This is a genomic window from Rhizobium sp. RU36D (assembly GCF_900176345.1).
Lineage (GTDB): Bacteria > Pseudomonadota > Alphaproteobacteria > Rhizobiales > Rhizobiaceae > Allorhizobium.
Map to the genome: position 1 here is coordinate 206,962 of NZ_FWXU01000006.1, position 16,346 is coordinate 223,307.

General features: G+C 61.0%; 17 protein-coding genes and 1 tRNA gene. 9 read left to right on the forward strand and 9 right to left on the reverse strand.

Going from position 1 to position 16,346, the window contains the following annotated elements; genetic code table 11:
• Positions 1-124: 124 nt before the first annotated feature.
• The 3 genes from B9A97_RS10000 to B9A97_RS10010 form a co-directional block, all read right to left on the reverse strand.
• A complete protein-coding gene (locus tag B9A97_RS10000; RefSeq protein WP_084365182.1) occupies positions 125-358 on the reverse strand; it encodes a hypothetical protein in 234 nt (77 codons plus the stop codon).
• A 138-nt stretch (positions 359-496) separates the two neighbouring features.
• Positions 497-573: transfer RNA gene (locus tag B9A97_RS10005), tRNA-Arg, on the reverse strand.
• Positions 574-641: 68 nt separating this feature from the next.
• Positions 642-1,805 (reverse strand): M20 aminoacylase family protein, encoded by a 1,164-nt coding sequence (locus B9A97_RS10010; protein WP_084365183.1) that lies wholly within the window; start codon positions 1,803-1,805, stop codon positions 642-644.
• Positions 1,806-2,020: 215 nt separating this feature from the next.
• On the opposite strand from B9A97_RS10010, the gene B9A97_RS10015 reads away from it, so the two are divergent.
• Together B9A97_RS10015 and B9A97_RS10020 are read left to right on the forward strand one after the other, a co-directional pair.
• The gene (locus B9A97_RS10015; protein ID WP_084365275.1) at positions 2,021-3,073 is read left to right on the forward strand and encodes a D-alanyl-D-alanine carboxypeptidase family protein; all 1,053 of its coding nucleotides are present in this window, start codon (positions 2,021-2,023) and stop codon (positions 3,071-3,073) included.
• A 17-nt stretch (positions 3,074-3,090) separates the two neighbouring features.
• Positions 3,091-4,203, forward strand: coding sequence for a CobW family GTP-binding protein (locus tag B9A97_RS10020; RefSeq protein WP_084365276.1), 1,113 nt, complete (start codon positions 3,091-3,093; stop codon positions 4,201-4,203).
• 22 nt (positions 4,204-4,225) lie between these two features.
• Here B9A97_RS10020 and B9A97_RS10025 read toward each other — a convergent pair whose 3' ends face one another.
• The 5 genes from B9A97_RS10025 to B9A97_RS29770 form a co-directional block, all read right to left on the reverse strand.
• Positions 4,226-4,459, reverse strand: coding sequence for a sulfurtransferase TusA family protein (locus B9A97_RS10025; protein WP_084365184.1), 234 nt, complete (start codon positions 4,457-4,459; stop codon positions 4,226-4,228).
• Positions 4,460-4,464: 5 nt separating this feature from the next.
• On the reverse strand, positions 4,465-5,715 hold the full coding sequence (locus B9A97_RS10030) for a L,D-transpeptidase family protein (RefSeq protein ID WP_084365185.1): 1,251 nt from the start codon (positions 5,713-5,715) through the stop codon (positions 4,465-4,467).
• 166 nt (positions 5,716-5,881) lie between these two features.
• Complete coding sequence (locus tag B9A97_RS10035; RefSeq protein ID WP_084365186.1) at positions 5,882-6,835, reverse strand: acetyl-CoA carboxylase carboxyltransferase subunit alpha; 954 nt, start codon at positions 6,833-6,835, stop codon at positions 5,882-5,884.
• Between the two features lie 63 nt (positions 6,836-6,898).
• The gene (gene xerD / locus B9A97_RS10040) at positions 6,899-7,846 is read right to left on the reverse strand and encodes a site-specific tyrosine recombinase XerD (protein WP_084365187.1); all 948 of its coding nucleotides are present in this window, start codon (positions 7,844-7,846) and stop codon (positions 6,899-6,901) included.
• A gap of 13 nt (positions 7,847-7,859) precedes the next feature.
• A complete protein-coding gene (locus tag B9A97_RS29770; RefSeq protein ID WP_179145256.1) occupies positions 7,860-8,021 on the reverse strand; it encodes a hypothetical protein in 162 nt (53 codons plus the stop codon).
• A 147-nt stretch (positions 8,022-8,168) separates the two neighbouring features.
• Here B9A97_RS29770 and B9A97_RS10045 point away from each other — a divergent pair, with 147 nt between their 5' ends.
• The 3 genes from B9A97_RS10045 to B9A97_RS10055 are packed head-to-tail and all read left to right on the forward strand — an operon-like array spanning position 8,169 to position 11,195.
• Positions 8,169-8,771 carry a shikimate kinase gene (locus tag B9A97_RS10045; protein WP_084365188.1) on the forward strand — a complete coding sequence of 201 codons (603 nt, stop codon included), beginning with the start codon at positions 8,169-8,171 and terminating at the stop codon, positions 8,769-8,771.
• Positions 8,764-9,891, forward strand: a complete 1,128-nt coding sequence (gene aroB / locus B9A97_RS10050; protein ID WP_084365277.1) for a 3-dehydroquinate synthase — start codon at positions 8,764-8,766, stop codon at positions 9,889-9,891. Before B9A97_RS10045 ends, aroB begins: the two co-directional genes overlap by 8 nt.
• A complete protein-coding gene (locus tag B9A97_RS10055) occupies positions 9,888-11,195 on the forward strand; it encodes an HlyC/CorC family transporter (RefSeq protein WP_084365189.1) in 1,308 nt (435 codons plus the stop codon). The genes aroB and B9A97_RS10055 overlap by 4 nt, the downstream gene beginning before the upstream one ends.
• A gap of 37 nt (positions 11,196-11,232) precedes the next feature.
• Here the strand turns inward: B9A97_RS10055 and B9A97_RS10060 are convergent, their stop codons facing one another.
• Positions 11,233-11,514 (reverse strand): BolA family protein, encoded by a 282-nt coding sequence (locus B9A97_RS10060; protein WP_084365190.1) that lies wholly within the window; start codon positions 11,512-11,514, stop codon positions 11,233-11,235.
• A gap of 95 nt (positions 11,515-11,609) precedes the next feature.
• Here B9A97_RS10060 and B9A97_RS10065 point away from each other — a divergent pair, with 95 nt between their 5' ends.
• From B9A97_RS10065 to B9A97_RS10080, 4 genes are all read left to right on the forward strand, one after another.
• A complete protein-coding gene (locus B9A97_RS10065) occupies positions 11,610-12,236 on the forward strand; it encodes a J domain-containing protein (protein WP_084365191.1) in 627 nt (208 codons plus the stop codon).
• A 65-nt stretch (positions 12,237-12,301) separates the two neighbouring features.
• Positions 12,302-13,294: a cobaltochelatase subunit CobS gene (gene cobS, locus B9A97_RS10070; RefSeq protein WP_084365192.1), complete on the forward strand. Its 993-nt coding sequence runs from the start codon at positions 12,302-12,304 to the stop codon at positions 13,292-13,294.
• Between the two features lie 11 nt (positions 13,295-13,305).
• Positions 13,306-15,204: a cobaltochelatase subunit CobT gene (gene cobT / locus B9A97_RS10075; RefSeq protein WP_084365193.1), complete on the forward strand. Its 1,899-nt coding sequence runs from the start codon at positions 13,306-13,308 to the stop codon at positions 15,202-15,204.
• 147 nt (positions 15,205-15,351) lie between these two features.
• Complete coding sequence (locus B9A97_RS10080) at positions 15,352-16,344, forward strand: esterase-like activity of phytase family protein (protein WP_084365194.1); 993 nt, start codon at positions 15,352-15,354, stop codon at positions 16,342-16,344.
• Positions 16,345-16,346 lie beyond the last annotated feature (2 nt).

Genomic DNA, 16,346 nt, shown 5'->3' on the forward strand with positions numbered 1-16,346 from the left:
CATCTTGAACCGCGCGGCAGTCAGGTGGAATGGCGGCCGTCGTTCCAGGCAGAACCTGCCGTCCAAACCACGCCCAATCGGATGGTGCCGCGCCTTGCCTGCGGATAGACTGTCATCACACCGCTCAGTCGAAGTGACCGGAGACCGGGTCGTAACGCTTGCCGTCTGCAAGCATGGCCAACTCGACGAGCTCGTCCTCGTCGCAAATGCCGTTTTCGAACAGATAGACAACGAGATCAGCTGCGTTCTCCCGCCGGATATCTTCCGATCCCAAGGCTCCGCGCAGTTGTATGCGGCGGATCGCTCTTTCAACCGCGTCGGCCTTTCCGATCGCAATTGTAGGGGGTGACGAACCCATGATGGTGTCCTCCCGTCAACTCGACCGCATCAGTTGCGGTCGTCGATGCAAGTCTATCACACGATCTGGTTTTTTTAAGACGATGCCGGCCCGGTAAGGAAACAAACATTTCCTGGGCTGCGGAATATGACCTTGAAGTGGTGATCCCGGCGCGATTCGAACGCGCGACCCCCAGATTAGGAATCTGGTGCTCTATCCTGCTGAGCTACGGGACCAGCGGCCACATCCATACAAAAGGTGAGGCCGCAAGCCAAGCCTTTTCTCGGCTGTGCCGTATCGCCGGTTATTCCGTCAGGCGTTGTTCCGCCAGCCTCACCCAATAGGAAATGCCATAGCCGAGGGCCTCGTCGTTGAAGTCGTAGGCCGGGTTGTGCAGGCCTGCAGTGTCGCCATTGCCGATCATGATATAGGCGCCGGGCCGGGCCTGCAGCATGAAGGCAAAGTCCTCGCCGGCCATGGAGGGATCGACGTCGTCGTTGACCAGCTGCTCGCCCACCACGTCGATGGCCGCCTTGGCGGCATGCCGGGTTTCCGTTGGATGGTTCGAGGTCACGGGACAGGCCCGCTCATACTCTACCGTCACCTCGGCGCCATGAGCGGCTGCAATTCCGGCTGCGATCTGGCGGATCCGAGCTTCCGCCATGTTCCGCACGCTTTCATCATGGGTGCGCACCGTGCCGGAGAGATGCGCGATCTCCGGGATGATGTTGTGCGTGGTGCCCGCATGAAACTGGGTGACCGAGACCACCACCGAGCGCACGGGATTGGCGTTGCGCGAGGCAATCAGCTGCAGGCCGCCGACGATTTCTGCGCCGATCGCAATCGTGTCGATGGTCATGTGCGGCTCTGCCGCATGGCCGCCGCGGCCGTTGATGGTCACGAAGAACTTGTCGGGAGCGGCCATGATGCCGCCGTTGCGGATGCCGAAACTGCCGAGCGGCATGCCGGGCATGTTGTGCATGCCATAGACTTCCTCGATGCCGAATCGCTCCATCAGCCCGTCTTCGACCATCGCCCGGGCGCCAGCGCCACCTTCTTCCGCCGGCTGGAAGATCACGACGGCCCGCCCATTGAAGTTACGGGTCTCGCAGAGATGTTTGGCCGCGCCGAGCAGCATGGCGGTGTGGCCGTCATGGCCGCAGGCATGCATCTTGCCCGGCGACTTCGATGCCCAGGGCTTACCGGTGATTTCCTCCAGCGGCAGGGCGTCCATGTCGGCCCGGAGCCCGATGGCCCTGTCGCTCTCTCCGCGGCCCTTGATTACGCCGACGACGCCGGTGCGGCCGATGCCGGTCACGATCTCGTCGACACCGAATTCCTTGAGCTTTTCTGCCACGAAGGCTGCCGTGTTGTGCACCTCGTAGAGAATCTCCGGATGGGCATGCAGGTGGTGTCGCCACTCGCGGGCCTCGTTCTGGAGTTCGGCTGCGCGGTTCAGTAAGGGCATAGGTCGTTCCTGTGATGAATTGCGGGACTTGGACCGGTCGCGCGAAAGTGACTTGAGTAATCGGTGCGATCAGTCCGCTTTGCCATTGCAAGGCTATATAGGGTAAATATAAAACCCTTACGAGCCTTTATCAGACCGTCGGAGGTCCAGACTTGACCAGAAAGATTTCACGTTCGCTTCTCAAGGCGTCCAGATTTGCGCGGCTTGGCGCAATTATGGTCGCTGCGCTGGTTGCGTTGCCGATGGTTGCTTCAGCAAATCCGGTCATGGTTGTGGATGTTGCGACGGGACGGGTGGTCGAGCATCGCGATGCCTTCCGCAAATGGTATCCGGCATCGCTGACGAAACTGATGACGGCCTATACCACGTTCAAGGCGATCCGGCGTGGAGAAGTCACCTTGCAGACGCCGGTGACCATGACTAAACGTGCGGCGTCGGAGCCGCCAAGCCGGATCGGTTTCAAGGTCGGCTCGCAGATGACGCTGGACAGTGCCCTCAAGATCATGCTGGTCAAATCGGCAAACGATGTTTCGGTCGCGGTGGCGGAAACGGTCGGCGGCTCGCTTGAGAATTTCATGGTGCGGATGAATGCGGAAGCGGCGGGCCTCGGCATGACCTCGTCGCGATTCATCAATCCGCACGGGCTACCGGGTGCCGGGCAATACACCACGGCACGCGACCTCGCGATCCTGTCTCTGGCGATCCGCCGCGAGTTTCCGGAATATGCCGGATATTTCTCGCTGGAAGGCATCGATACCGGCAAAAAAGTCTATGCCAATTACAACCTGCTGATCGGCCGGTTCGACGGGGCTGACGGCATGAAGACGGGGTATATCTGCGCCTCGGGTTTCAACCAGATATCATCTGCAACCCGCAACGGGCGCACGGTCATCACCGTGGTGCTAGGCGCCGATAGCCTGGGTGCGCGCGCCGACATGTCCGCGGATCTCCTGCAGAAGGCGCTGGTCAGCCGGCCGGAAGGACCCAAGATCGAAACTCTTGCGCCCTATGGCGAAGGCCGCGACGTGGTGACCGATATCAGCGCCGAGATTTGTAACCCGAAGGCACGGCAGGTGCGCAGCGAAGGCCGCGACGATGCCGGGCGCATGAAGATGCTGTCGCCCTACATCCATGAATTGGCGCATCCGCCGCGCCCTGTGTTTGCCGGCGTTATTCCGGGCACGGAGCCGGTCGACGCGAAGCCGGAAAAGGGTGGGGCTAACAAGATTGCCAACGTGCCGATCCCGATTCCTCGCCCGACATTCTGAGTGCCAAGACCATGACAATGTTCCAGGGGCGTGACCGCGTTGCCGTTTCCGTTCTCACGGGGTTTCTAGGCGCGGGTAAGTCCACGCTTCTGAACCGGATCCTCAAGGATTCCGCCATGAAGGACGCGGCTGTCATCATCAACGAGTTCGGCGAGGTCGGGATAGACCATCTGCTAGTCGAGTCCTCTGGTGATGGCTTGATCGAGCTATCTGACGGATGCCTCTGCTGCACGGTTCGCGGCGAACTGGTCGATACACTGGCATCGCTGATGGACGGCATGCAGACCGGTCGCATCAAGCCCTTGTCGCGCATCGTCATCGAGACGACGGGACTTGCCGATCCAGCGCCGGTACTCCAGTCCGTTATCGGCAATCCGGTGATCGCGTCGAATTTCGAGATCGAGGGCGTCGTCACGGTGGTGGACGCCGTGAACGGCCTGTCCACGCTCGATCGCTTTGAAGAGGCGGTCAAGCAGGTCGCTGTCGCAGACAGGCTGGTCCTGTCGAAAGCCGCGCTTGTTGCGGACGAAGAGGGCCTCGTTGCTCTCAAGGGGCGCTTAGCGCAACTCAATCCGCGCGCGCCGCTGATGGATGGCGACGCAGATGAGACTGGCCGTGCCAGCATCTTCGAAAACGGGTTGTACGATCCGGCCACGAAGATTGCCGATGTCGATCGGTGGCTGAAGGACGAGGCGACGTCGGATCACCATCACCATCATCATCACGATCATCATGACGTGAACCGGCATGGCGAGAGTATCCGGTCCCATTCCATCATCCATGACAGGCCGATCGATCCGGCCGCGATCGAGATGTTTGTGGATCTGCTCCGCTCTGCCCATGGAGAGCGGCTGCTGCGCATGAAGGCGATCGTTGCCTTGGCGGACAATCCGGATCGGCCGCTGGTGCTGCACGGCGTGCAGTCCGTCTTTCATCCGCCCGTGCGGTTGCCTGCCTGGCCGGATCCCGCGGACCGCCGCACGCGCCTTGTGCTGATCACGCAGGATATGCCCGAGTCCTACGTTGAAGATCTGTTCGCGGCCTTCATCGGCGCGCCTCGGATCGACCGGCCGGATCGTGAGGCCCTTGAGAACAATCCGCTGGCGGTGTCGGGGATGACGTTCCGCTGACGTGAAGCGGATCAGTGCTGAGTCAGCCCTTGCGGATCAGGAAACTGTGCCCGCTTTCGGTGCGGTTGTTCTCGAGCAGTTCGTGGCCCTCTTCCCGACAGAAATGCGGGATGTCGATTCCTGCCAGAGGATCCGTCGTCTCGACCGAAAGCAGATTGCCTGACGACAAGGTCGCCAGGCGTTTGCGGGTTTTCAGCACCGGCAGCGGACACTTCAGCCCTTTGAGGTCCAGCGCGACCGTCTCAGGCGACTCCACCCTGCTTACCAGATCTTCCAGAATGGCTTCTTGGCTTCAGCTGATGGTGCCACCTGTGCCTGCTCCCTTGGATCAGGCGTCGGGATCGGAGTGCTGCCTGCCGCTGCCGCCACCTGCGGAGCGGGCTGTGCCGGCGTCGCAACTGGCTGGGATTGCGGTGCAACGGGCTGCGACTGAGCTGCTGCTGCGGCCGGGCGACCAGATGCCGTGGAAAGCGACGGCGCCACGGACATCAGGGCCTGCTGGCTGTTTTGTGCGGTGGCCGTTTCGATGTCGAGGAAACGGCCGGCTTTCAGCGCCGAACCGGTCGGTGCATAGGCCAGGTCGCGACCCTTGCGCTGATTGGCCACAAGTGCCTTGCGCTCGGCTTCGGTCGGGTCATACCAAATTTTGCCGTCGTATTTCTTTGCCGCCTTTTCGAAGTCGCGGGCATAGGCGACCTCGTAGGTTTTCAGTGCTGAGGCGAGCGCCGGTGGCGTCGACATCGGCGGGCAGGCTGCACCGGCATTGAAGGACGCATTGCCTTCGACGGATTGGTTGAAAACGTATTTGCGCTCACAGACATTCACGTCCGGCGGGCGTTTGGTCACCTCGAAATTGTCGTAGCCAACCTTCAGCATCTTCCAGAATTCGAAGTGCGGGCTGTGTTGGTGACGCGCCATGTTTTCCGCCGTCATGCGGAAGGGGAATGCCTGGAGCTGGATCGTCTTTTGGCCGCCCTTAAAGGCGTCGCGCGCAAAGGCATAGATTTCCAGCATCTGGCCGTCTGTCATCGAGTAGCAGCCCGATGACGAGCAGGCTCCGTGGATCATCAGGTTGCTGCCGGTGCGGCTGTTGGCCTGGTCGAAGCGGTTGGGAAAGCCGGTGTTGATGGCGAGGTAATATTTGGAATAGGGGTTAAGATGCGCGGGCGAGAGCGGGTAGAAACCCTCCGGCGCCTGCCGGTCTCCCTCCTTGACCTTCGGACCGAGACGGCCGGACCAGGCACAGATCTGGTATTCCGTGATCTTCTCGAAGCGATTGTCGGTCTTGGCCTTCCAGACCTCCAGGACACCCTCTTCCTTGAAGATGCGGATCGCGATCGGCGAGTTGCGATCCATACCCTTGGCCTTCATCTGCTGAAGGATGCGAGGCGGCAGGGGATGCTCAACCTTGTTGGCAATGGTCTTGGGGTCGAAGGCTTCATCCATGGTGTCGTTGCAGCCGACCAGAACGGCAGCTGCAAGGAACAGAACGGCGGCTGATGTCAAACGCATTGCGAAGGGCTCATCTCAAACTTTTTGCGGCGATTCGATAGCTCGCCGAGCACGATCATAGGCCTTGCGGTTTTTCAAAAGGTAAATGCAATCTTTCCATCGGGACTTCAATTTATCGTGTATACCAGCACCTGAGCAGGATTATGGCATCCACGATACCCAAGCATCAAAGATGCCGACCGATTTCCAGGAACTTCTGACGCCGCGCGGAACGAACCTGATCGCCTTGCATATCCGCAAATTCGGCAAGTGCAGAGGCAATCACGTCACCGGTGCGATCGATCACCGATTCCGGATCGCGATGGGCGCCGCCCACCGGCTCGGTAATGATGCCGTCGATAACGCCGAGTGCCTTCAGATCATCTGACGTAATCTTCATGTTGGTCGCGGCTTCCTTGGCGCGGGCAGAATCGCGCCAGAGGATCGAGGCTGCACCCTCCGGCGAAATGACCGAATAGATCGCATGCTCCAGCATATAGACCCGATTGCCGGTCGCAATCGCGATGGCGCCACCCGAGCCCCCTTCGCCGATGACGACGGAGATAATCGGCACCTTCACATTGAGACACATTTCGGTGGAACGTGCGATGGCTTCCGCCTGGCCGCGCTCTTCCGCACCGATGCCCGGATAGGCGCCAGCCGTGTCGATCAGCGAGACGATGGGCAGCCCGAACCGGTCCGCCATTTCCATGACGCGGATGGCCTTGCGATAGCCTTCGGGACGGGCGCTGCCGAAATTGTGTTTCAGCCTCGTCTTGGTATCGTTGCCCTTTTCCTGGCCGATCACGGCCACGGGCTGGCCACGAAAGCGCGCGAGCCCGGCCTGGATTGCGGCATCCTCGGCGAACTTGCGATCACCAGCGAGCGGGGTAAAATCCGTCAGCAGGCGCGTGGCATAATCGACAAAATGCGGCCGCTGCGGGTGGCGCGCGACCTGGGTTTTCTGCCATGCGTTCAGCTTGGAATAAATCTCTTCCATAGCCTCGCGGACACGCGTCTCAAGGCGGCCGATTTCTTCCGAGGTGTCGATACTCTCGTCTTCGCCGGCCAGCTTCTTAAGCTCGTGAATCTTGCCTTCGAGGTCTGAGATAGGTTTTTCGAAGTCGAGATAATTGTGCATCAAATCCGTTTCCGATCGTTTCGCCCTGCGGATTTTCATCCTCAGGTACCGGCGCTGCCGGTCCTAATCCCGTTTTTTGCCCTGTTTGGCAAGGGGGTGATGGTTTTGAACCAGTTGGTGCAGGCGTTCTTCCAGTACATGGGTATAGATTTGTGTCGTTGAAATGTCGGAATGGCCGAGCAGTTCCTGGACGACGCGCAGGTCCGCGCCGTTCTGCAGCAGATGACTGGCGAAGGCGTGGCGCAAGACATGGGGTGAGACCGCTTCGGGATCAAGCCCGGCCCTGATGGCAAGCCCCTTGAGGTCGCGGGCAAAGACCTGGCGGGGAAGATAGCCCTCCTTGCTGGCGGCGGGAAACAGCCAGGGGCTCTGCTGCTTCTGGTTCGCTTCAAGCTCGGCGCGGATCTCCCCATAGGTCTTCAAGGCTGCGATGGCGGTCCGCGACAGGGGCACCATGCGCTCCTTGTTTCCCTTCCCGCGGATGACGAGAAAGCGGCCCTCCTGGCCCAGGACCCGCGCCGGCAGTGAGACCAGTTCGCTGACGCGCATACCCGTCGCATAGAGCAGTTCCAGAAGGGCCAGCAGGCGCACCGCCCCCAGCCGATCTGGCCCCGGCATCGCCGCCTCCTGTTCTGCCAGTGTCAGAAGCCGCCCCACGTCGTCCACGCTCAGGATCTTTGGCAGCGCGCGTCCCTTCTTTGGTGCGTCGAGGGTGGAGGTGGGATCATCCTGTCGCAACCCCTCCGCATAGAGGAACTTGTAGAACTGGCGCATGGACGAGAGGTGCCGCGCCTGTGTCGTCGCCTCGAAGCCGCGGGAGGCCAGGTCGGCGAGATGGGCGGCAAGATCCGTCGCCTCGGCCGTCATCGGGGTCGTTCCCCGCCTGGTCAGGAAATCGTGGAGATCGTCCAGGTCGCGCTGATAGGACTGCAGCGTGTTGATGGCCGCGCCCCGTTCGGCGCTCATCATTTCCAGGAAAGCCTCGATGCGGGCACGGCTGAGATCGGACACTCTATCTGCCAGCTTAAGGGCGCGTGGGATTGACGCGTTCGGAGGGGACGCGGACGGTGACTTCCCGCTCACGAGGCTCCACGAACGTCACCAGAGACCACATCACGCCATAGACCATGGCCGCGAGGGTCGCGAGCACGAAGAGAAATCGGAACAGGGTCGGCATTGTTGTCACGCCCTTCGGTCAGGATACCGGGTTCTTTATGATCGCGGATGGCTGAAAGTGCAAGAAGTCAGCGCCGGATGCGCAGTTTCCCCGCGCATGGCTTGACGCCTCGGGTTCATTTGTCAATACCGTTGGAAAACATGTGCGAAAAGGCCGATGACCGACTTGATCCTATCTCCAGCCCCCAAGCTGAGCGAGCAGGCGCTTAAGGCGCTGGGGCGACGAAATCTTGTGCTGGTGGGCCTCATGGGCGCCGGCAAGTCGGCGATCGGCCGCATGGTAGCAGGCTATCTTGGACTTCCCTTTATCGATACCGACCATGAGATCGAGCGTGTGTCGCGCATGTCGATCAGCGAACTGTTCGCCGCCTATGGCGAAGAGGAATTCCGGGCGCTGGAAACCCGAGTGATCAAGCGCTTGCTGAAATCCTGCCCCCGGGTCATTTCGACGGGCGGCGGCGCCTTTATTAACGAGCGCACCCGCAAGCAGATCGAACGGGGCGGCGTTTCCCTGTGGCTGAAGGCGGATCTCGATGTATTGTGGGAGCGGGTCAACAAGCGCGATCATCGGCCATTGCTGAAGACCGAAAATCCGAAGCAGACGCTCGAAAACCTCATGCGTCAGCGCTATCCCATCTACGAGCTTGCAGATCTGTGCGTGCATTCGCGCGATGTCCGCAAGGAAGTTATTGCCGAAGAAGTTCTTGCCGCCATTGCCGGCTTGACGAGTGAGAGTGCCCGAAATGTCCGACATGATTGACTCCGCGACGACCGAACGCCTTGTTCACGTACCCCTTGGCGACCGTGCCTATGATATTCTGATCGGCCCCGGGATGCTGGAGCGGGCAGGCGGAGAAATCTCGACCCGGATCAAGGGTCGCCGCGCCGCTATCGTCACCGACGAAAACGTGGCTGGCCACTATCTGGAAAACCTGATCGACAATCTTGGCTCCGATGGCATCGAGGCGATTTCGCTGATCCTGCCGCCGGGCGAAAAGACCAAGAGCTTCGAGCACCTGACACGGGTCTGCGACGCTCTGCTGGAAGCCCGTATCGAGCGCAATGACGCCGTCATCGCGCTTGGCGGCGGGGTGATCGGCGATCTTACCGGTTTTGCGGCCGGCATCGTCAGGCGCGGTGTGCGCTTCGTGCAGATCCCGACGACACTTCTATCTCAGGTCGATTCGTCGGTTGGCGGCAAGACGGGCATCAACACGCGCCACGGCAAGAACCTCGTCGGCGTGTTCAACCAGCCGGATCTAGTGCTCGCCGACACATCTGTATTGGACACTTTGACAGCGCGGGAATTCAGGGCCGGCTATGCCGAAGTCGCCAAATACGGTCTGATCGACCAGCCGGACTTCTTTGCCTGGCTGGAAACCAACTGGCAGGATGTGTTCTCCGGCGGTCCCTCCCGCATCGAGGCCATTGCCAGGAGTTGCCAGGCCAAGGCCGATGTCGTCGTGGCCGACGAACGGGAGACCGGCCGCCGCGCGCTGCTGAACCTGGGGCACACTTTTGGACATGCTCTGGAGGCAGCGACCGAATATGACAGCAGCCGTCTCGTGCATGGCGAGGGTGTGGCGATCGGCATGGTGCTGGCGCATCAGTTTTCCGCGCGCATGAACCTTGCCAGCCCCGATGATGCGCTGCGGGTCGAGGCGCATCTGAAGGCTGTGGGCCTGCCGACGCGGATGGATGACATTCCCGGAGATTTGCCGCCGCCCGACGTGCTGATGAAGGCGATCGGCCAGGACAAGAAGGTCAATAGCGGCAAGCTGACCTTTATCCTGACGCGCGGCATTGGCCAGTCCTTCGTCGCCGATGACGTGCCGTCGTCCGAAGTCGTCAGCTTCCTGACGGAAAAAAGGAAAAAATGACCTTGGAATACCTGCTCTCGATCCTGTCCGAATACTGGCACCTGTTGCTGGCAATCCTGGGATTGATCGCGGCTTCGGCCTTCTTTTCCGGGTCGGAAACGGCGCTGACGGCAACGTCCCGGGCGCGCATGCACACGATGGAGGTCAATGGCGATCCGCGCGCGGCCATCGTCAACGCCTTGATTGTCCGCAGGGATCGCCTGATCGGGGCGCTGCTGATCGGCAACAACCTGGTCAATATCCTTGCCTCCTCGCTGACGACAAGCCTGTTCCTGGGTCTGTTCGGGGATACGGGTGTCGCTCTGGCCACAATCGTGATGACTGTCCTGCTGGTCATCTTTTCTGAGGTGCTTCCCAAGAGCTGGGCGATATCTGCGCCGGATCGTTTTGCGCTGACGGTGGCGCGCGTTGTTCGCGTCTTCGTTCTCGTCGTCGGCCCGTTGTCGTCCGGTGTAAACCTGATCGTGCGCGGGCTTTTATCATTGTTCGGACTGACGCTGTCCAAGGAAGTGTCCATGCTCTCGGCCCATGAAGAACTCCGAGGCGCGGTGAATCTGCTGCACCGAGAGGGCTCCGTGATCAAGGCCGATCGCGACCGTCTCGGGGGCGTGCTGGATCTCGGCGAGCTCGAGGTTTCCGACGTGATGATCCATCGCACGCGCATGCGGGCCGTGAATGCCGACGACCCGCCGGAGGTGGCCGTTCGTGCCGTGCTGGAAAGCCCCTATACGCGCATGCCGGTCTGGCGCGGAACCACCGAAAACATCATCGGCGTCGTGCATGCCAAGGATCTGCTGCGCGCGCTGGCGGAGCCGAATGTCGAGCCGACCAATCTCGATATCGTCAGGATCGCACAAAAGCCCTGGTTCGTGCCGGATACCACCAACCTCAAGGACCAGCTCAATGCCTTTCTCCGTCGCAAGGTGCATTTCGCTGTCGTCGTGGACGAGTATGGCGAGGTTCAGGGCATCGTGACGCTTGAGGATATCCTTGAGGAAATTGTGGGCGATATCGCTGACGAGCATGATCTGGAAATTCAGGGCGTGCGGCAGGAGGCCGATGGATCGATCGTCGTCGATGGCGGCGTGCCGATCCGCGACCTCAACCGTGCCATGGACTGGCAGTTACCGGATGAAGAGGCGACGACCATTGCGGGTCTCGTGATCCATGAATCCAAGAGCATACCCGAGGAACGCCAGGCATTTACCTTCTACGGCAAGCGCTTCATCGTCATGAAGCGGGAGCGCAACCGCATTACGAAACTGCGCATCCGACCGTTGGAAGAGGCTGCCAAGGCGGGTTGAAAACCGTCGGAGCCAGGGCCATCTAGGCCCAGGGGAATTACCAGCGCGTCGGTTCTCCGGGGGCGGCGGCATCGATGGCCAGCGCATGCAGACCCGCATCGAATTCGCTCTTCAACAGATCGGTGATGGCGCGATGGCGCGAGAGCCGCGTCAGGCCTGAAAACTTTGCCGAGACGATGCGAACCCGCATATGCGTTTCGCCATCCTCCGTCATGCCGGGCTGATGGCCTGCATGATGGTGGCTTTCATTGAGGACATCGAGCCGTTCCGGCGCGAATGCCTCCACCAGCTTCGTTTCAATCGCTGATCTGATCGACATGGCGCGAATGCCTCCGGAAAAAGCCCTCACAAAGCCCAGAACAATCTGATTTGTCAATTCTTGTCGTGCCCGGACCAAAGGACCATAATTACCGGATGAAACTCGATTCAAAATATTTCGACCGGATTCGTACCCGCCGCAAGCGGCCCCAGGAGAGCGAACCGACCAACCCGGTTTGCCAGTGGGACGGGTGCGAGAAGCCGGGGGTGCACAAGGCACCGGTCGGGCGCAATGCCGAGGGCCAGTTCTTCCTGTTCTGCTTTGAGCATGTGAAGGAATACAACAAGGGCTACAACTATTTTTCCGGTCTCTCGGATACGGAGATTGCCCGCTACCAGAAGGAGGCGATCACCGGTCATCGCCCGACCTGGACCGTTGGCGTCAACAAATCGGCGAAGTCCAGCCCGCTGCATTCCACCGCCCGCTCCGGCAGCGCCGGTGCCCAGGCGCGGATGAAGGACCCGTTCGGCTTCGTGTCCCAAGGGCGCGGCAATGGGCCGCGGCTGCAGCCGCAACTGCGAAAACTGAAGACTTTGGAGGCGAAAGCCTTCGATACCCTCGGCCTCGGCGGCAATTCCACGGCCTCGGAAATCAAGAGCCGCTACAAGGAACTGGTAAAAAAACATCATCCGGATGCAAATGGCGGAGATCGGGGCTCTGAAGAGCGCTTTCGCGCTGTCATACAAGCATATCAATTGTTAAAGCAGGCTGGTTTCTGTTAATCGAAAACGCTACGGAAAAAGCCTTGATTATGCGGCCGGCGGGACCCGACCGGCATGGAGTCACGATGAGCAAGATTGAACTCGATATTACCAATCTCCCGGATACGACCGTTTCGGTCAGGGATGTCTTCGGGATTGACACCGATATCCGCGTCCCGGCCTATAGCAAGGGCGATGCCTATGTGCCCGACCTCGATCCGGATTACCTTTTCGACCGCGACACCACGCTCGCCATCCTCGCGGGCTTTGCTCATAATCGCCGCGTCATGGTGTCGGGCTTCCATGGTACCGGCAAGTCCACCCATATCGAGCAGGTCGCAGCCCGGCTGAACTGGCCTTGCGTGCGCGTCAACCTCGACAGTCATGTCAGCCGTATCGATCTCGTCGGCAAGGACGCCATCGTGCTCAAGGATGGCAAGCAGATCACCGAATTCAAGGACGGCATTCTGCCTTGGGCCTATCAGCACAATGTTGCGCTCGTCTTCGACGAATATGATGCCGGCCGTCCGGATGTCATGTTCGTCATCCAGCGCGTGCTGGAATCGTCGGGCCGCCTGACACTGCTGGACCAGAGCCGTGTCATCCGTCCTCACCCTGCCTTCCGCCTGTTCGCGACCGCCAACACGGTTGGCCTCGGCGACACGACCGGCCTCTATCACGGCACGCAGCAGATCAACCAGGCGCAGATGGACCGTTGGTCGATCGTGACGACGTTGAACTACCTGCCGCACCAGAAGGAAGTCGATATCGTCCTGGCGAAGGTCAAGAGCTTTGCCGGCAGTGAGTCCGGCCGCGAAACCATCTCGAAGATGGTTCGGCTGGCCGATCTCACACGCTCGGCCTTCATCAATGGTGATCTCTCCACGGTCATGAGCCCGCGTACCGTGATCACCTGGGCTGAAAATGCCGAGATCTTCGGCGACGTCGCCTTCGCCTTCCGCATCACCTTCCTCAACAAGTGCGATGAACTGGAGCGGACACTCGTGGCCGAACAGTATCAGCGTGCCTTCGGCGTCGAGCTGAAGGAAAGTGCTGCGAACATCGTATTGGGTGCCTGAGGAGAGGCTGCATGGCCGGACGCGGCGATAATTCCAAGGCCAAGCCAGGCGCCCCGGCGGACACGGAGCCGTTCCGCCGGGCTGTTGCCGGCTGCGTGCGCTCGATTGCGGCCAGCAGCGAGGTAGAAGTCGTTTTCGCCAATGAGCGTCCGGGACTGGCCGGCGAACGGGTTCGCCTGCCCGAACTGTCCAAGCGACCGACGGCGCAGGAGCTTGCGGTTACGCGCGGCCTGGGTGACTCCATGGCGCTGAGGCTCGCCTGCCATGATGCCAAGGTCCACGCGACAATGGCGCCGGCGGCGCCCGATGCCCGTGCGGTCTTCGACGCCGTGGAGCAGGCTCGTGTCGAATCAATCGGTGCGCTCAGGATGGCGGGCATGGCATCGAACCTGAGTTCGATGAATGCGGAGAAATATGCCAAGGCGAATTTCGCCGGCATCGCCAAGCAGGAAGACGCGCCTTTGCCGGAGGCGGTCGCAATGCTCGTGCGGGAGACGCTGACGGGCGAGCCAGCGCCGGCCAGCGCCGGCAAGGTGCTGGACCTCTGGCGTCCCTATATTGAGGAAAAGGCAGGCGGCGATCTCGCCAACCTCAAGACGGCGATCAACGATCAGGAATCCTTTGCCAGGGTCATCCGCCACATGCTCTCGTCGATGGAGATGTCGGAAGATCTGGGCGACGATACCGAACAGAGCCAGGACGAGGACAATACCGACGAGGAGCAGCCGCGCTCCAACGAGGAGGAGCAGAACAGCTCCGAAGACGAGGCCGGGTCCGATCAGGCACCTGCGGAGGAAAGCGAAGCCTCCCAGGAGCAGATGGATGACGGCGAGATGGACGGCGCCGAAATCTCCGACGAAGACATGATGGAGGACGGCGACGAGGATTCCGAGACGCCGGGCGAAATGCGCCGGCCGGCGAGCCCGTTCGACGACTTCAACGAGAAGGTCGACTACAAGATCTTCACGCAGGAATTCGACGAGATCACCACGGCGGAAGAACTGTGCGACGAGACGGAACTCGACCGGCTTCGGGCCTTTCTCGATAAGCAGTTGGCCCATCTCCAGGGTGCCGTTGGTCGGCTGGCGAACCGGATGCAGCGCCGCCTGATGGCGCAGCAGAATCGCTCCTGGGACTTCGACCTGGAAGAGGGTTATCTCGACAGCGCCCGACTGGTGCGGCTCGTCATCGACCCGATGCAGCCGCTGTCCTTCAAGATGGAGCGCGATACCAAGTTCCGCGATACCGTCGTCACCCTGGTTATCGACAATTCCGGCTCCATGCGCGGTCGCCCGATCACGGTTGCCGCGACCTGCGCCGACATCCTGGCCCGCACGCTCGAGCGTTGCGGCGTCAAGGTCGAGATCCTCGGCTTCACCACGAAGGCCTGGAAGGGCGGCGCGTCTCGTGAGAAGTGGCTGGCGGGCGGCAAGCCGCCGACACCTGGCCGACTCAACGATCTGCGCCACATCATCTACAAATCCGCCGATGCGCCGTGGCGCCGGGCGCGGCGCAATCTCGGCCTGATGATGCGGGAAGGCCTGCTCAAGGAAAACATCGACGGCGAAGCCCTGATGTGGGCCCACCAGCGGCTGATCGCGCGCCCTGAGCAGCGCAAGATCCTGATGATGATTTCCGATGGCGCGCCGGTCGATGATTCCACGCTTTCGGTCAATCCGGGCAACTATCTGGAACGGCATCTGAGGGCCGTCATCGATCAGATCGAGACCCGCTCTCCGGTGGAATTGCTGGCGATCGGTATCGGTCATGACGTGACCCGCTATTATCGCCGGGCCGTGACCATCGTCGACGCCGACGAACTGGCGGGCGCCATGACCGAGCAGCTTGCCGCCTTGTTCGAAGATCAGGCTGTGAGCCCGCGTCGCGGCCGCGGACGCCGGGCTGGCTGACAGTGATATCGGGAGCCGGACAGCGGCTCCCGGTTGAGACCTGGCCGGTTTGGTGGCCCTGAGATCACTGGCCGTAACATCGCACTTTGCGGCTATGCAAGATCGATGGCATAACGGAAACCAGATTCGAACCCGCAGGCATCACCTTTGCACCTTCGCTCCATCAGCCTTCTCGCCGCCCTCTTGCTCGCCACCTCCAGCCTGACGGCAAGTGCCGAGCAGGCGGTTGTCGAGAGTCGGCAGATCACGCAGTTTCGAAACGGTTCGGAAGAAACCCGTTTCGGTCCCTTCGAATTCCTTGGCGGCATCGAGATGAATTCGCCTGATGAGCGCTTGTTCGGCGCCTGGTCGGGCCTGCGCACGCGTGGAGACGGGCGCAATTTCGTCGGCGTTCTCGATACCGGTCACTGGATATGGGGCGCTCTGGAACGTGACGCATCCGGCCGCATCAGCGGCCTTTCCGGCGTTTCCATGGAGAAGATGCTGAACGCTTCCGGCGGGACGGATCCCGGCAAATCCCGCATGGACGCCGAGAGCCTGGCGCTGAGGCAGAACGATATTCTTGTCGGCTTCGAGCAATGGCACCGTGTCGATGTCTATTCCGGCAGTGAGCTTTCCACATCGCGTCCGCGTCGATCTCTGCCGTTGCCATTTCCCACCTCGCGGCTGCGTGGCAATGGCGGGCTGGAAGCGCTCGCCGTTGCGCCATCCGGCAGTCCGCTGAAGGGGGCTGCCGTGGCCATCGCCGAGAAGAGCGTGGACAAGAATGGGCGCCTCTATGCCGGGATCCTAGACGGTCCGTTGAAGGGCGCGTTTTCGGTCGTGCGACGGGACGACTATGACGTGACGGACGGCGCCTTTCTGGCCAATGGCGACATGCTGCTGCTGCAACGCCGGTTTTCCCTCGCCACTGGTGTTGCCATGCGGATTGCGCGGATCCCGGCGGGGGATATTCGCCCCGGGGCAGTAATCGAGCCGCAAATCCTGCTGGAGGCTGGCTCCGGCTACCAGATCGACAACATGGAGGGGCTCGATGTCTTCACCGGCCCTGATGGCTCCACGCGTATCATCCTTGTGTCGGATGACAATCACTCGATCCTGCAGCGCAACCTGATGCTGGAGTTCAGGTTGCTGCAGTAAGC

Excerpts from the sequence above, each read along its gene's own strand:
- B9A97_RS10055 (WP_084365189.1), top strand. The coding sequence starts at position 9,888 with ATGACCTTGGAATACCTGCTCTCGATCCTGTCCGAATACTGGCACCTG.
- B9A97_RS10010 (WP_084365183.1), bottom strand. The coding sequence starts at position 1,805 with ATGCCCTTACTGAACCGCGCAGCCGAACTCCAGAACGAGGCCCGCGAG.
- cobS (WP_084365192.1), top strand. The coding sequence starts at position 12,302 with ATGAGCAAGATTGAACTCGATATTACCAATCTCCCGGATACGACCGTT.
- B9A97_RS10045 (WP_084365188.1), top strand. The coding sequence starts at position 8,169 with ATGACCGACTTGATCCTATCTCCAGCCCCCAAGCTGAGCGAGCAGGCG.
- B9A97_RS10020 (WP_084365276.1), top strand. The coding sequence starts at position 3,091 with ATGTTCCAGGGGCGTGACCGCGTTGCCGTTTCCGTTCTCACGGGGTTT.
- B9A97_RS10000 (WP_084365182.1), bottom strand. The coding sequence starts at position 358 with ATGGGTTCGTCACCCCCTACAATTGCGATCGGAAAGGCCGACGCGGTT.
- B9A97_RS10060 (WP_084365190.1), bottom strand. The coding sequence starts at position 11,514 with ATGTCGATCAGATCAGCGATTGAAACGAAGCTGGTGGAGGCATTCGCG.
- B9A97_RS10035 (WP_084365186.1), bottom strand. The coding sequence starts at position 6,835 with ATGCACAATTATCTCGACTTCGAAAAACCTATCTCAGACCTCGAAGGC.
- cobT (WP_084365193.1), top strand. The coding sequence starts at position 13,306 with ATGGCCGGACGCGGCGATAATTCCAAGGCCAAGCCAGGCGCCCCGGCG.
- B9A97_RS10030 (WP_084365185.1), bottom strand. The coding sequence starts at position 5,715 with ATGCGTTTGACATCAGCCGCCGTTCTGTTCCTTGCAGCTGCCGTTCTG.
- B9A97_RS10015 (WP_084365275.1), top strand. The coding sequence starts at position 2,021 with ATGGTCGCTGCGCTGGTTGCGTTGCCGATGGTTGCTTCAGCAAATCCG.
- aroB (WP_084365277.1), top strand. The coding sequence starts at position 8,764 with ATGATTGACTCCGCGACGACCGAACGCCTTGTTCACGTACCCCTTGGC.
- B9A97_RS10065 (WP_084365191.1), top strand. The coding sequence starts at position 11,610 with ATGAAACTCGATTCAAAATATTTCGACCGGATTCGTACCCGCCGCAAG.